This window comes from Janthinobacterium sp. LS2A (assembly GCF_036543145.1).
GTDB classification, from domain to species: domain Bacteria; phylum Pseudomonadota; class Gammaproteobacteria; order Burkholderiales; family Burkholderiaceae_D; genus Janthinobacterium; species Janthinobacterium aestuarii.
In genome coordinates, this window is record NZ_JAZHPB010000006.1 from 111,090 (window position 1) to 123,472 (window position 12,383).

Sequence of the window (12,383 nt, forward strand, 5' to 3'; positions counted from 1 at the left end):
CTGCGCTACAAGGGCATGGACGAGGTGCCACCATCGCGCCCGTTGGGCCGCATCCCCAGCTCCGCGCCCGTCAGCGGGTCGGCATCGGGATTCGACGCCGTGCGCGCAGCCATCTGCTGCACGGTGGCCAGTTCGTCCTGCGGCAATTTCACTTCTGCTTCGCCAGTGCCGCCATCGACGGCCATCTGCTGGCGCGGGTCGGAAATGTACTGCCACTTGCCGCCCTGGTTCCACGGTCCCCGTTCCTCGCCCGGCCCCTGCGACATATTGAAATACACGTCCGCGTACTGCGGGTCGCCCGGCAGTTTGCCCGGCGGGAAATTGGGCTCGATCGAATACAGGGCTTTTTCAAACGACTTCTGGTGCGCCACTTCGCGCGTCATCAGGAAACCCAGCGCTTCCTTCACGCCCGGGTCGTCCGTCAGGTTGATCAGGCGCTCGTAGACGATCTTGGCGCGCGCCTCGGCGGCGATATTCGAGCGCAGGTCGGCCGTCGGTTCGCCGATGGTGTCGATGTAGGCGGCCGTCCACGGCACGCCGGCCGAGTTGACCAGAGGCGCGCCGCCGCCGTACAGCACCTGCGTCACATGGCTGTCGTTGCCCGCGCCCGTGATATTGCGGTACAGCTCCGCCGCCTGGTCGACGCCCTCGGCCAGCCGCCCCTTGGCGCCCTTGTTGAGCATGACGACGATATTGCCGATCACTTCCAGGTGGCTCAGTTCTTCCGTGGCGATATCGAACAGCATGTCCTTGCGGCCCGGATCGTCCTCGGACAAAGCTTGCGTGAAATAGCGGCAGGCGGCGGCCAGCTCGCCCTGCGGGCCGCCGAATTGTTCCAGCATCAGGTTGGCCAGCCCGGGATTGGGCTGCTCCACCCTGACCGTGTATTGCAGTCGCTTGTTGTGTGCAAACATGGTGCTCTCCTCGTTCGCAGCACGCCGGTCTACTCGTGCTGATTCAGTGATCTGTGGATGTCTTTCGACTCGTTGCGGCCCGGCCGGTCGTCGGCCAGCTTGCCCGCTTCGCTTTGCGGCCGCTGCGCCGCGCCCTTGACGTGGGCGTTGCCATCGGGCTGCGTCAGGGTGGGCAGGTTTTCCTGCTCCACCGGGTCAAGCCCGCCCTGCGGCGTGATGACGTCGTTGGCCCAGTGGCCGCTGTTGGCATTGCCGCTGGCCAGCTTGCCGCCGCCCTGGTTGGCATACGCATCGCCCTGCGACTGATTGACGTCGCTCTTGTCCATGCGCGTGTTGCGGCCCTGGTCGGTGGGGTGCTGGGGCGTATTACCGTGTTTTTCCTGCATGCGCTTCTCCTCGGGTAGTGGATGAAGTTCCATGCTACTGGCGCGCAGCGGCCGGCAAGATAGGCGCGCGGCGGGCCGGCGTGTAGGAAAGTGACTCGCGCAGCGCCTCAGCGCCGCCGCAGCCACAGCGCGCCGGCGGCCAGGCCGATGCCGAAAGCGCCGTACACCAACAGCAGCGAGGGGCGCGACAGGCGCATCTCGTAGCCGGGCTGCAAACGGTGCGGCGTCAGCTGGTAATCCGTGAAACAGGCCACGGCCGTGGCGCCGGCCGCCGCCGCGACGGTGGACGCCACGCGGCGCCGGTCGAGGATGCGCGCCGCATAACGCTCGAACAGCACGCCCCAGAACATGGCGCTGCAATGGTGGATGACATAGCCGACCAGGGTGTGCCTGAGCGAGGCGTCGTCGCGGCGCGCCGCCTCGTCGCCCCACAGCCAGTGGCTGACGGCGTTGACGGCGGCGAACACGCTGCCCGTTTCGCGCCGCCCGCACAGGGCCAGGGCGGCGGCGGACAGGAGGGAGGCAAGGCTGCCCGACAGGGCGCCATGACGCAGGGTGGCAGGCAAGGATGGCATGGTGGTTCTCCTATGGTGAATGCGGCAATGAACTGAAACCTAAAAGGCGAATCCAACTCCCATCAGGAAAGGGCATCGATGCGCATACTGCTGACGGGGGCGAGCGGTTTCATTGGAACGCATATTTCGACCGCGCTGCTGGCCGAAGGTTTCCAGCTCGCGTGCACGACACGCCGCGCGCCGCCGCACGCGCGCAGCGGCGAGGAGCGGCGCGTGCGCCTGATCGAGGCCGATTTTGCGCGCGACACGGCCAAGGCCGCGTGGCTGCCGCGCCTGGCCGGCATCGACGTCGTCATCAACTGCGTCGGCATCATCGCCGAGCATGGCACGCAGACGTTTGCGGCCCTGCACACGCAGACGCCGCGCGCCCTGTTCGCCGCCTGTGCCGAGAGCGAAGTACAACTGGTGATACAGCTGTCGGCCCTGGGCGCCGACGAAGGCGCCGTCTCGCCCTACCATCTGAGCAAGAAGGCGGCCGACGATTTTCTCGCCGGCCTGCCGCTGCGCGCCGTCATCGTGCAGCCTTCGCTCGTGTATGGTGACGATGGCGAAAGTTCGCGCCTGTTCCGCATGCTGGCCAGCCTGCCCGTGTATCCCCGCTTCGGCCGCGCGCCGCAGCCGGTGCAACCCGTGCACGTGGACGACTTAAGCGACCTGATCGTCGCGCTGGTGCGCGGCGCGGGCGCGCTGGGCGGCCAGAAGACGCGCCGCGTGCCCGTCGTGGGACCGCAGGCGCTGCCGTTTGCGGCCTACCTGGCGGCCCTGCGCGCGGCCATGGGGCTGGGGCGGCTGCGCGTCGTGCCGCTGCCCCGGTGGCTGATGCCGCCCGTGCTGCTGCTGGCCAGGCTGCTGGGCTTTGCCATGCCGGACCGCGCCACCCTAGGCATGCTCGAACGGGGCAATACAGCCGATGCGGGGCTCACGCGGCGTTTGCTGGGGCGCGCGCCGCGGCCCGTGGCGCAGTTCATCAGCGACGCGCGCGGCGCGGCCGTGCGCGCCCAGCTGGACTGGCTGCTGCCCGTGCTGCGCCTGTCGATTGCCATCGTGTGGATCGCCACGGCCATCGTCTCGTCCGGCATCTATCCAGTCGAAGACAGCTATGACCTGCTCGAACGCAGCGGCGTGCCCACAGATTGGGCGCCACCGCTGCTGGCCGGCGCCTGCCTGTTCGACCTGCTGCTGGGCATGGCCACTCTGGCGCTGCACCCGCCGTGGCGGCGCTGGCTATGGCCGCTGCAGGCCGCGCTCATCGTGTTCTATACCGTCTGGATCGCCGTATTCCTGCCGGAATTCCTCTGGCATCCATACGGCCCCCTGACGAAAAACCTGCCCATGCTGGCGGCCCTGTGGCTGCTGTACCAACTGGAGGAACATCCATGGAATACCTGATCGTCAAATGGCTGCACATCGTCTCGTCGACCCTGCTGTTCGGCACCGGCATCGGCTCGGCCTTCTACCTGCTGTTCACGAGCCTGAGCCGCGACGTGCGCGCCATCGCCGTCGTCAACCGCCACGTGGTGCGCGCCGACTGGCTGTTTACGGCCACCACGGTGGTGTTCCAGCCGCTGAGCGGCTTTTACTTGGCCCACCTGGCCGGTTATCCCTTGGGCAGCAGCTGGATCGTCTGGTCCGTGGTGCTGTATCTGGTCGCGGGCGCCTGCTGGCTGCCCGTCGTCTGGCTGCAGATGCGCATGCGCGACATGGCGCAGGCCAGCGCGCGCGACGGGCTAGCCTTGCCGGCGCTGTACTGGCGCTACCTGCGCATCTGGACGGCGCTGGGCGTGCCCGCCTTCTTCGCCCTCATCGTCGTGTTTTACCTGATGACGGCCAAGCCGGCTTGAACACGCATCACCGGGTTTGCGTCAGTGCTTGCGGCCCTGCTTCTTGCCGCCGCCGGCACCCTTGCCGGAACCGGCCTTCGTATGGCTGGCCGCATCCTTGCCGCGCTTGCCAACGTCATTGTCGGTACTGCTTTTGTCTTCCGTGGGGCCGGCCGATTGGCGGTTCTGGCCGGCCTGCGATTTTTGCTTGGTCATGAGGCGCTCCTGATGAACGAGGGAACCCTGTCAGCCTAGCCGCCATGGCGCCATTGTCCATCGGCGCGCCCGCCGCCACGTTGTAGGATCAATCCGCCCGCACCGCCCACGTTTCATGCAGGTGGCGCCACAGCAAGGCGCCATCGGGCGTTTTGTCATACACGACGGTGGACCAGCGCTCGGTGTTTTCCGCCCCCGGCAGCGACTGGAATTCGCGGTAGGAGACGGTGGCGCCGGCGGCGCTTTCCTGAATCAGCTGCAAGTCCGTGATGCGCATGGCAAGGCCCGGGCGGCTGCCGCCGGCGCCCTGGAAAAACCTGGTCAAGCCAAAGTGATCGAGCCGCATTCCACTCGGCGCCACCATCGTAAAGCCGGGCGAAAAACGCGCCAGCAATTGTGCGCAGCTTTCCGCCGCCGCCTCGCCAGAGAGCCATGCGCGGATCAGCACATGCGTGGATAAAACGTCGTCAAAATAGGGATTCGTTGCAGTCATTTTTTTGCTACTCCATGGTGATGTAAAAGGTCGAGAACGGCGCGGTTGTCGATGCGCAGGCACAGTACCAAAGGCAGCACGCAGGCGCTCGCAGCCAGCGCAAAGCACCAGTGGAACACCTGCGCCGCACGCAGATGCTGGGCGGGGTCGTCAAGGCTACTGATGCCCTGCGCCGCCAGCAAGCCATTGAGCAGTACGCTGAGCAGCGCCACGCCCAGGCAAAAGCCCAGCTGGCGGTTGATATTCCACACGGCGCTGGCCTGGCTCAGCTGCGCGTCCGGCGTGCGCAAGAAGGCCGTGCTTTGCGCCGTGCTGCTGCACAAGCCGCCACCAAAGCCCATCACGGCATATGCGCCGGCCAGCCAGAACAGCTGATCGGCCGCAGCCACGCGCAGCAGCATCAGCATGCCCGCCGCCTGCAGCAGGGCACCAAAGATGAACAGCGGTTGCGGCCCCACGCGGCGGTAGCTTTTGCCGGTCAGCGAAATGGCCGCAAACGAGGCCAGCGCCCACGGCAGCATCAGCGCGCCCGCCTTGGACGCCGGCATGCCCAGCACGCCCTGCAGGTACAGCATGGCCAGCAGGCTCACGCCCATGAAGACGCCCGGCACCAGCAGATACATCAGCATGGCGATGCGCAGCAGCGGTTCGGTGGCCAGGCGCAGGTTGAGCAGCGGCGTCGACTTGCGCAGCGCACCGCGCACGTAGCCCCAGGCGCAGACGGCACCCAGCGCCAGCACGCCGGCGCCGGCCAGCAGCTCGTCCGGCGTGCCCAGCATGGTCAAGCCCAGCAACAGCAGCAAAATCGCCGTGCTGCCCGCCAGCAGGCCGGCCACGTCGAGACGGGGCACGGCCCCGCGCGGCGGGTCGGGACGCAGCCAGCAGGCGGCCAGCAGCAGCGCCAGCGCGGCAAACGGCACGTTCAAATAAAAAATCCAGCGCCACGACAGGCTGTCGACGATGACGCCACCCAGCGCAGGCGACAGGGCCGGCGCCAGCAAGCCCACGAGCATGATGACGGAGGATAGTCCCGGCCGCTCGGCAGGCTGGTACAGCTGGTAGGTCATGCTTTGCCCCAGCGGAATGAGCAAGCCGCCGCCCAGGCCCTGCACGCAGCGCCAGGCGATCAGCGCCTCGATCGATGGCGCCAGGCCGGCGCCGATGCTGGCGACTAAAAAAGTTAGCAACGATGCCATGAACACGGTTTTGCTGCCATAATAGGCAGCCAGCCAGGCGCTGGCAGGGATGACGATGGTCAGACCGAGGATGTAGGCGGTGCTGATCCAGGCCAGCTGCGCCACCGAAGCGTGCAAGGCATGACCGATGTCGGGGTAGGCGACGCTGGTGATGAACATGTTGATCAGGTCAACGAAAAATCCCAGCAGATAGATGGCCGCGACCTTTTTGCGATAGTCCATGGTGCTCCGAATGGCAAACGGCCAGCTTAAGCGCCAACCGCCATTTGCGTAACGGGCCAGCCCCGATTACACTGTCAAATCTATTTTGACAAAGCCCTGCAACCCGCATCTCTTCTTATTTTTATCTATGATCAGTCTTGACCGCCTGGGTATTTTTATCGCCATCGTCGATGCCGGTTCGCTGACGGCGGCCGCCGCCGTGCTGGGCCAGAGCAAGGCCGTCGTCAGTTTTAATTTGAAACAGCTGGAGGCGGAACTGGGCGTGTCTCTGCTCACACGCAGCACGCGCAGCCTGGCGCTGACCGACGTGGGTCGGCGCTTTTATGAGGATTGCCAGCGCGTGCTCAGCGAAGCGCAGGGCGCCATCGAAACGGCGCGCCAGGGCCACCAGGGCTTGCGCGGCACCTTGCGCCTGACCACTACCGTCGAATACGGCAGCCGCACGGTAATCCCCGCGCTGATCGCCTTTGCCGCCGCCCACCCGCAGCTGCAGATCCAGCACTCGTCGTCGTCCTCGCATGAAGACCTGATCTCGGGTCGGTACGACCTGGCCATCCGCATGGGTTCCCTCAACGATTCGAGCTACCGCGCCGCGCTGATCGAGCCGTACGCGATCTGGCCCGTCGCCTCGCCCGCCTACCTGGCCAGCCTGCCTGCGAAGGGCATCGCCACCTTGGACGACTTGCAGCGCGCGCGCTGGCTGGCGCACAGCCGCCTGGCCGCGCCGTTGCGCTGGGACGTGCAGACACCGGACGGCCCCGCCGCCTTCACGGCGCAGGACGACGCCGCCATCCATTCCGACTCCGCCTCGGCCCTGCTGGGCTTTGCGCTGGGCGGCTGCGGCGTGGCCCTGCTGCCGCAGTGGCAGGTGGAGGGGGAAGTGCGCGCGGGACGCCTGCGTCGCCTGCTGCCCGACGTCGTCTTCCCGGAACAGGGCGTGTATGCCGTGTATCCGAACACCCAGCATATCGCGGAAAAAGTGCGCGCCTTTATCGACTTTTTGCGCGCCTTCGTGGGCACGCCGGACTGAGGTTTCACGTCGTCAATACTTGTTGAATACAACGATTTCCAAAGGGCAAACGGGCGCCACTTTCGTTTTTCCCGGCCTACACTGGAAGGACGTTGTTCACCGATTGGAGACCATCATGGCACATACATTGGCAGCAGTTTTCGCCGTGCGCGATATGGCCGAGCGCGCCCGGCACGACCTGATCACGGCTGGCTTCCCCGGCGCCAGCATCCGCCTGCATGATGCGGGCAGTGACGATTTTTCCGCCACCGAAAACATCCGCCGCGACGACAGCGACAGCCTGCTCGACAGCGTCAAGCATTTCTTCACCGACCTGTTCGGCAGCCACGCCGACCGCCACATCTATGCGGAAGCCGTGCGGCGCGGACATGTCGTGCTGACGCTGGAAGGAGCGAGCGACGCCGATATCCAGCGCGCCACCGACATCGTCGAACGCTATGCGCCGCTCGACATCGATGCGCATGCCGACCACTGGCGCGCCGGCGGCTGGCAAGGCGCGCCGCAAGACGCCAGCGCAATGCGCCAGGGCGCCAGCATGCAGTCGGATACCTCATCGCAGCAGGGCAGCATGAACGAGGCGCCAGGGTCGCAGCAATTTGCCAGCGACATGGCCCCGCCGCCATCCAGCGCGGGCGCTAACGTGCGCCGCTATCCCAGCGCCGACAACCTGCCCGGCACCAATTACGACGACGAGCAGTACTACCGCAGCCACTGGAGCGCCACCTATGTCGCCACCGGCGCGCGTTTCGAGGACTACGATCCCGCCTACCGCTATGGCCATTCGATGGCAAGCAGCGACAGCTACCGGGGGCGCCCATGGGATGACGTAGAAGCGGACCTGCGTTCCACGTGGGAGCACACGTATCCGCAATCGGCGTGGGACAAGTTCAAGGCGGCCGTCAGGCATGGCTGGGAACGCGTAACGTCCTGACGCGCGGGGAGGGGGATGCCCCCTCTCCGCGCCCCTCGTGCGTGAGCTTGAGGAAGTGGTTCAGGATATGGAAATGGTCTTCGAAGAATTGCTCTTCCATGGCCGGCAGCGCGGCCACGGGCACCCACTGCGCCAGCGCCGCATCGTCGGCCGCCGTCACGGCCGGCAGCTGGCGCGTCTTCAAATCGAAGTAATGCGCATGCGTGATGGTGCGCCCGCGCTGGCTGCGGTCCGGGTGGTCGAACACGGCCACGCCGACCAAGGCCTCGACGAGGGTGGGCGCCAGCACGCCCAGCTGGGTTTCCTCCGCCAGTTCGCGCAGGGCGCCCTGCAGCAGGCGTTCGCGCGGCTCCAGGAAGCCGCCGGGCAGCGCCCACAAGTCCTTGCCCGGATAGCCGCCGCGGCGCACGAGCAGCACGTGGCCGCCCGTCTGCACCAGCGCGTCCACGGTGGTGAAGATGGGCGGATACGGCGCCGCGCGCCAGCGCGCTTTATACGCTTCGATGGCGCGGTATTCCTGCACCAGCGGCGCGTACCACGGCAGCAAGGTCCACGCCTTTACATACTGGCCGATGGCCGCCGGCAGCAGCTGGGCCACGGCGCTCAGCGACACGTCCACGTCTTCCGCCTCGAACAGCACGTTGCGAATCGCCGTCGCGCCGATGGGCGCGCCAGGGTCGATCTCCAGGTTCAGCAGCTGCCAATGGGGGAAGTGGTGCAGGTAGTAACTGGTGGCGTCCTTGAAGCAAGCCACCAGCATCACGCGCTGCGCCTTCGGCACGGCGCCCGCCACGGCGTGCCGCACGGCGTCGGCCCACAGGCCATCGTCGTAGTAGTCGCGCACGGCCACGTAATGCACGCGAGCGCGCTGCGCCTCGGGCAAGGTCGCGGCGATCATGGCGGCCCGCTCCTGCCATGTAAACGGGTTCTTCGGGCTGCGCGCATGGAAGGCCGAGCCGAGCACCACCACCACCTGCGCGGCCGTCGTCAGGGCCTTTTGCAGCAAGCCCGCATGGCCATTGTGAAAAGGCTGGAAGCGGCCGATCAGGATGGCCGCATCGGCAGGGTAGGATGGGGTCATGCGTCGTCTCCGGTGGGGTAGTGGGCGGCAATCGGCAATTGACGCCCGCTGCCAAAGGCGCGCGAACGCACGCGGATGATGGGTGCCGCCTGGCGCCGCTTGTACTCGTTGCGGGCGACCATGCCGAGGATGCGCGTCACGAGGGCGCGTCCCTCGTCCGTCTCGCGCAGCTGGTCGACCACGGTCAACGCCTGTGCGCTTTCGGCCGCAGGCAGGCGGCGTCCCTCGATATGCCATTTGAGAATGTCATCGAGCACGGGATACGGCGGCAAACTGTCGGTGTCGCGCTGGCCCGGCGCCAGTTCCGCCGACGGCGGTTTATCGAGCACGGCGACGGGGATCAGTTCGCGCCCGGCGCTGGCGTTGATGTGGCGCGACAGGGCGAACACCTCCGTTTTATACAGGTCGCCGATCAGGCCCAGTCCCCCATTCGTGTCGCCGTACAGGGTGCAGTAACCGACCGAGATTTCGCTCTTGTTGCCGGTGGTGAGCAGCAGGGCGCCAAACGCGTTCGAGTATTCCATCAGGATCGTGCCGCGCACGCGCGCCTGCAGGTTTTCCAGCGGCAGTCCCTGCAGCTTGCCGTCGAAGGCTTGCGCGTAGCCGGTTTCGTATTGCGCCACGATGTCGCGGATCGGATGCGTGTAGAGGGCGATGCCCAGATTGGCGCACAGGGCGACGGAATCGGTGACGGAGCCGGCGCTGGAAAACACGGATGGCATGGTGATGCCCACGACGTTGTCGGCACCCAGCGCCTCAACGGCCAGGGCCAGCGTCAGCGCCGAATCGATGCCACCCGAGCAGCCGACGACGACTTGCGTAAAGCGGCAGCGGCGCGCGTAGTCGCGTAATCCCAGCACGATCTGGCGCCGCGCAAATTCCACGGCGGGGATGCCGTCCGGGTCGGGCACGGGAAACGCGGTACCGTCGGTACGCGTAAAACGGCCATCGGCAAAGCGCAGCAATGGAAAATCTTCGACGAAGCGGGCCGCTTCGAATTGCACGCCCTGGCTCGGCGACATGGCGAACGAGGCGCCGTCGAACACGAGCTGGTCCTGGCCGCCCACCTGGTTGACGAACAGCAAGGGCAAGTTCACGCGCGCACAGGCGGCGCCAAACACGGCGTGGCGCTGCGCGCGCTTGCCGATGTCGGACGGGCTGGCGTTGATGCTGACGATCAGGTCGGGCCGCGCCGCGTGCAGGGCGTCGAAGGGGTTGACGGCGTAGGCGCGGCCATCGTCATTCCAGCCATCCTCGCAAATCATGAAGCCGACCTTGCAGCCGGCGATAGTCAAGGTGCACGCGCCGGGCGGGCCCGGTTCAAAATGGCGGCCCTCGTCGAAGATGCCGTAGGTGGGCAGCAGCTGCTTGTAGTATTCGGCGACGATGCGCCCGTCGCGCATCGCCAGCAAGGCGTTGTACAGGGGCTTGCCGACGCCGGAGTTCGGCCGCGCCGTGCCGATGACGGTAAGCAGTGCCGGCCAGCGCGTGGACGCCTGCAGCACGGTATCGAGCGCCTGCTGCATGCCGCGCAGGAAGGCGGCGTCTTCGAACAGGTCGCCCGGGTAATACGCACACAGCGACAGTTCGGGACAGACGAGCAGATCCGCGCCTTCCTCGCTGGCGCGCTGCATGCGCGCGACAATGGCGGCGACATTGGCGTCGAAGTCGCCCACGGTGGGATTCATCTGGGCGAGGGCGATGGTCAGCATGGTGATCCTTCAATCGGTTGCGCTTGAAACCACTATCCTGCCTGAAAAGTTTTCCGAGCGTACTGATGCAATCGTGCAAGCCTGCCGATCCCGCTACAAGGTCTTGAGCCAGGCCCGCAAGCGTGTGCGCGCGTTCGCATACGGCGACGCCGTGTTGAACTGGATCATGCGTCCCATCGTGTAATGCGTGTACCAGGGCTGGCCATACAATTGCGCGTCATCATGGCTTTCGACCAGCGCCAGCAACTGGTTTTTCGCCTGCTCCAGACGCTGCAGCAAGTCGTCCATGCTCAGTTCAGCATAGTCGGCATAGAAGCGCTGCGCCAGTTTTCCCAGAGCGTTCCACGTGAAACCTTCGGCGGGAAAGGCGATGTCCTCGATGCGTTTGCCGTCGCGCAGCTGCGCGTGCCAGTGCAAAACCAGCTCATTCCAGCCAACCAGGTAGGCGAGCAGATCGCACACGCTCATGCGCGTGCCCGCCACTTGTCCTTCCAGCACGGGCTCGCGCGATAGCGCCGGCGGCACGCGCGCCAGCTCCTGCGCCAGTTTCGCATACGTGGTGGTAATCGCCTCGATCAGTTCCGACTTGCTGTTGGGGACCGCCATCACGCCGCCTTGACGACAGGCAAGCCGGCCGCCTGCCAGTCGTCGTAGCCGCTGCCGAGACGGCGCGCCTGCAAGCCGTACTGGCGCAAGGCAGCCACGGCCTGCACGGACAGCACGCAATACGGGCCGCGGCAGTAGGCGGCGATCTCTGCGTTCGCGGGCAATTCGCCGAGGCGGCGCTGCAAGTCATCAATAGGAATATTGACCGCACCGGGCAAGTGGCCGGCGGCAAACTCCTGCGCGGGCCGCACGTCGAGCACGGTGATGCTGGCTTCGCGCATGCGCTCGAGCAGCTCGTCGCCCGTGATCGCTTCCACGTGGTCGCCGCGGCCCAGCGCCTGCAACTCGCTGCGCTGATGCTGCGCGTACACGTCCAGCGCGGCCAGCAGTTGCACGATGGGGCCGCTGCCGAGCCGGTACAGCACGCGCTTGCCGTCGCGCCGCGCCTGCACGAAACCGGCACGCCGCAACTGCTGCAAATGCTGGGACGTGTTCGCCACGGACAAGCCCGTCAACTCCACCAGCTGCTCCACCGCATATTCGCCATGCGCGATCTGCTCGAGCAGGCGCAAACGCGGCGCGCTGCCTAAAATATGGGCAAACCCGGCAGAACCGGTGAGCAATTCGATATCGGCATTTTTCATTGACACGATGCTAGCACCCTTATAACATTCAAGCAATCAATTGAATGTTAGGAGCGGTAATGCAAATACTCTGGCTCGATGCGCTGGCGATCGGCGTGGGCGCGACGGCGGTGATGGATGTGTGGGCAGTGGCCTTGAAACGCTTCTGGTGCATTCCCTCGCTGAACTTTGCGATGGTGGGGCGCTGGCTCGGCCATCTGCCGCGCGGCACGGTGACGCACACCAATATTGCCCAGGCGGCGCCCGTGCGCGATGAAGCCATCCTGGGCTGGACGGCCCATTACGTGATCGGCGTGCTGTTTGCGGCCGTGCTGCTGGCGCTGGTGGGACAGGAGTGGGTGCAACAGCCGACGTTCGCGCCGGCCCTGCTGGCGGGCCTCGTGAGCGTGGCCGCGCCGTTTTGCATCTTGCAGCCGGGCATGGGTGCCGGCATGGCCGCCAGCAAGACGCCGCACCCAAACGCCGCCCGCCTGCGCAGCCTGATGGCGCACACGGCGTTCGGCGTCGGCCTGTACCTGGCGGCCCTGCTGTGGTCGACCGTGCGCTGACTTGTGCCG

The 12,383-nt window shown here is 66.2% G+C and carries 15 protein-coding genes; 5 read left to right on the forward strand and 10 right to left on the reverse strand.

What is annotated here, in order from left to right; genetic code table 11:
• Positions 1–5: 5 nt before the first annotated feature.
• The 3 genes from V3C40_RS18005 to V3C40_RS18015 all read right to left on the reverse strand — a co-directional run bounded on the left by V3C40_RS18005 (position 6) and on the right by V3C40_RS18015 (position 1,875).
• Positions 6–914, reverse strand: coding sequence for a manganese catalase family protein (locus V3C40_RS18005; protein WP_034752585.1), 909 nt, complete (start codon positions 912–914; stop codon positions 6–8).
• 29 nt (positions 915–943) lie between these two features.
• Positions 944–1,300, reverse strand: a complete 357-nt coding sequence (locus V3C40_RS18010) for a hypothetical protein (RefSeq protein ID WP_331778168.1) — start codon at positions 1,298–1,300, stop codon at positions 944–946.
• Positions 1,301–1,407: 107 nt separating this feature from the next.
• The gene (locus V3C40_RS18015) at positions 1,408–1,875 is read right to left on the reverse strand and encodes a hypothetical protein (RefSeq protein ID WP_128140702.1); all 468 of its coding nucleotides are present in this window, start codon (positions 1,873–1,875) and stop codon (positions 1,408–1,410) included.
• A 78-nt stretch (positions 1,876–1,953) separates the two neighbouring features.
• Here V3C40_RS18015 and V3C40_RS18020 point away from each other — a divergent pair, with 78 nt between their 5' ends.
• Positions 1,954–3,264, forward strand: a complete 1,311-nt coding sequence (locus tag V3C40_RS18020; protein WP_331778169.1) for an SDR family oxidoreductase — start codon at positions 1,954–1,956, stop codon at positions 3,262–3,264.
• Positions 3,252–3,716: a DUF2269 family protein gene (locus tag V3C40_RS18025; RefSeq protein ID WP_331778170.1), complete on the forward strand. Its 465-nt coding sequence runs from the start codon at positions 3,252–3,254 to the stop codon at positions 3,714–3,716. Before V3C40_RS18020 ends, V3C40_RS18025 begins: the two co-directional genes overlap by 13 nt.
• A gap of 21 nt (positions 3,717–3,737) precedes the next feature.
• Here the strand turns inward: V3C40_RS18025 and V3C40_RS18030 are convergent, their stop codons facing one another.
• The 3 genes from V3C40_RS18030 to V3C40_RS18040 form a co-directional block, all read right to left on the reverse strand.
• On the reverse strand, positions 3,738–3,911 hold the full coding sequence (locus V3C40_RS18030) for a hypothetical protein (protein ID WP_161781496.1): 174 nt from the start codon (positions 3,909–3,911) through the stop codon (positions 3,738–3,740).
• An 88-nt stretch (positions 3,912–3,999) separates the two neighbouring features.
• Positions 4,000–4,404 carry a hypothetical protein gene (locus V3C40_RS18035; protein WP_034752591.1) on the reverse strand — a complete coding sequence of 135 codons (405 nt, stop codon included), beginning with the start codon at positions 4,402–4,404 and terminating at the stop codon, positions 4,000–4,002.
• Positions 4,401–5,822, reverse strand: a complete 1,422-nt coding sequence (locus V3C40_RS18040; RefSeq protein ID WP_331778171.1) for an MFS transporter — start codon at positions 5,820–5,822, stop codon at positions 4,401–4,403. Before V3C40_RS18040 ends, V3C40_RS18035 begins: the two co-directional genes overlap by 4 nt.
• 127 nt (positions 5,823–5,949) lie before the next feature.
• On the opposite strand from V3C40_RS18040, the gene V3C40_RS18045 reads away from it, so the two are divergent.
• Positions 5,950–6,852, forward strand: a complete 903-nt coding sequence (locus V3C40_RS18045; protein ID WP_331778172.1) for a LysR family transcriptional regulator — start codon at positions 5,950–5,952, stop codon at positions 6,850–6,852.
• Between the two features lie 115 nt (positions 6,853–6,967).
• Positions 6,968–7,783, forward strand: coding sequence for a hypothetical protein (locus tag V3C40_RS18050; RefSeq protein WP_331778173.1), 816 nt, complete (start codon positions 6,968–6,970; stop codon positions 7,781–7,783).
• Here V3C40_RS18050 and V3C40_RS18055 read toward each other — a convergent pair.
• The 4 genes from V3C40_RS18055 to V3C40_RS18070 all read right to left on the reverse strand — a co-directional run bounded on the left by V3C40_RS18055 (position 7,752) and on the right by V3C40_RS18070 (position 11,826).
• The gene (locus V3C40_RS18055; RefSeq protein ID WP_331778174.1) at positions 7,752–8,864 is read right to left on the reverse strand and encodes a bifunctional nicotinamide-nucleotide adenylyltransferase/Nudix hydroxylase; all 1,113 of its coding nucleotides are present in this window, start codon (positions 8,862–8,864) and stop codon (positions 7,752–7,754) included. The genes V3C40_RS18050 and V3C40_RS18055 overlap by 32 nt on opposite strands.
• The gene (locus tag V3C40_RS18060; RefSeq protein WP_331778175.1) at positions 8,861–10,576 is read right to left on the reverse strand and encodes an NAD+ synthase; all 1,716 of its coding nucleotides are present in this window, start codon (positions 10,574–10,576) and stop codon (positions 8,861–8,863) included. The genes V3C40_RS18055 and V3C40_RS18060 overlap by 4 nt, the downstream gene beginning before the upstream one ends.
• A 93-nt stretch (positions 10,577–10,669) precedes the next feature.
• Entirely contained in the window at positions 10,670–11,182 is a 513-nt protein-coding gene (locus tag V3C40_RS18065; RefSeq protein ID WP_331778176.1) for a ClbS/DfsB family four-helix bundle protein, read from the reverse strand.
• Positions 11,182–11,826: an ArsR/SmtB family transcription factor gene (locus V3C40_RS18070; protein WP_331778177.1), complete on the reverse strand. Its 645-nt coding sequence runs from the start codon at positions 11,824–11,826 to the stop codon at positions 11,182–11,184. Before V3C40_RS18070 ends, V3C40_RS18065 begins: the two co-directional genes overlap by 1 nt.
• 59 nt (positions 11,827–11,885) lie before the next feature.
• On the opposite strand from V3C40_RS18070, the gene V3C40_RS18075 reads away from it, so the two are divergent.
• Positions 11,886–12,374 (forward strand): DUF2938 domain-containing protein, encoded by a 489-nt coding sequence (locus V3C40_RS18075; protein WP_331778178.1) that lies wholly within the window; start codon positions 11,886–11,888, stop codon positions 12,372–12,374.
• Positions 12,375–12,383 lie beyond the last annotated feature (9 nt).

Excerpts from the sequence above, each read along its gene's own strand:
- V3C40_RS18005 (WP_034752585.1), bottom strand. The coding sequence starts at position 914 with ATGTTTGCACACAACAAGCGACTGCAATACACGGTCAGGGTGGAGCAG.
- V3C40_RS18010 (WP_331778168.1), bottom strand. The coding sequence starts at position 1,300 with ATGCAGGAAAAACACGGTAATACGCCCCAGCACCCCACCGACCAGGGC.
- V3C40_RS18015 (WP_128140702.1), bottom strand. The coding sequence starts at position 1,875 with ATGCCATCCTTGCCTGCCACCCTGCGTCATGGCGCCCTGTCGGGCAGC.
- V3C40_RS18020 (WP_331778169.1), top strand. The coding sequence starts at position 1,954 with ATGCGCATACTGCTGACGGGGGCGAGCGGTTTCATTGGAACGCATATT.
- V3C40_RS18025 (WP_331778170.1), top strand. The coding sequence starts at position 3,252 with ATGGAATACCTGATCGTCAAATGGCTGCACATCGTCTCGTCGACCCTG.
- V3C40_RS18030 (WP_161781496.1), bottom strand. The coding sequence starts at position 3,911 with ATGACCAAGCAAAAATCGCAGGCCGGCCAGAACCGCCAATCGGCCGGC.
- V3C40_RS18035 (WP_034752591.1), bottom strand. The coding sequence starts at position 4,404 with ATGACTGCAACGAATCCCTATTTTGACGACGTTTTATCCACGCATGTG.
- V3C40_RS18040 (WP_331778171.1), bottom strand. The coding sequence starts at position 5,822 with ATGGACTATCGCAAAAAGGTCGCGGCCATCTATCTGCTGGGATTTTTC.
- V3C40_RS18045 (WP_331778172.1), top strand. The coding sequence starts at position 5,950 with ATGATCAGTCTTGACCGCCTGGGTATTTTTATCGCCATCGTCGATGCC.
- V3C40_RS18050 (WP_331778173.1), top strand. The coding sequence starts at position 6,968 with ATGGCACATACATTGGCAGCAGTTTTCGCCGTGCGCGATATGGCCGAG.
- V3C40_RS18055 (WP_331778174.1), bottom strand. The coding sequence starts at position 8,864 with ATGACCCCATCCTACCCTGCCGATGCGGCCATCCTGATCGGCCGCTTC.
- V3C40_RS18060 (WP_331778175.1), bottom strand. The coding sequence starts at position 10,576 with ATGCTGACCATCGCCCTCGCCCAGATGAATCCCACCGTGGGCGACTTC.
- V3C40_RS18065 (WP_331778176.1), bottom strand. The coding sequence starts at position 11,182 with ATGGCGGTCCCCAACAGCAAGTCGGAACTGATCGAGGCGATTACCACC.
- V3C40_RS18070 (WP_331778177.1), bottom strand. The coding sequence starts at position 11,826 with ATGAAAAATGCCGATATCGAATTGCTCACCGGTTCTGCCGGGTTTGCC.
- V3C40_RS18075 (WP_331778178.1), top strand. The coding sequence starts at position 11,886 with ATGCAAATACTCTGGCTCGATGCGCTGGCGATCGGCGTGGGCGCGACG.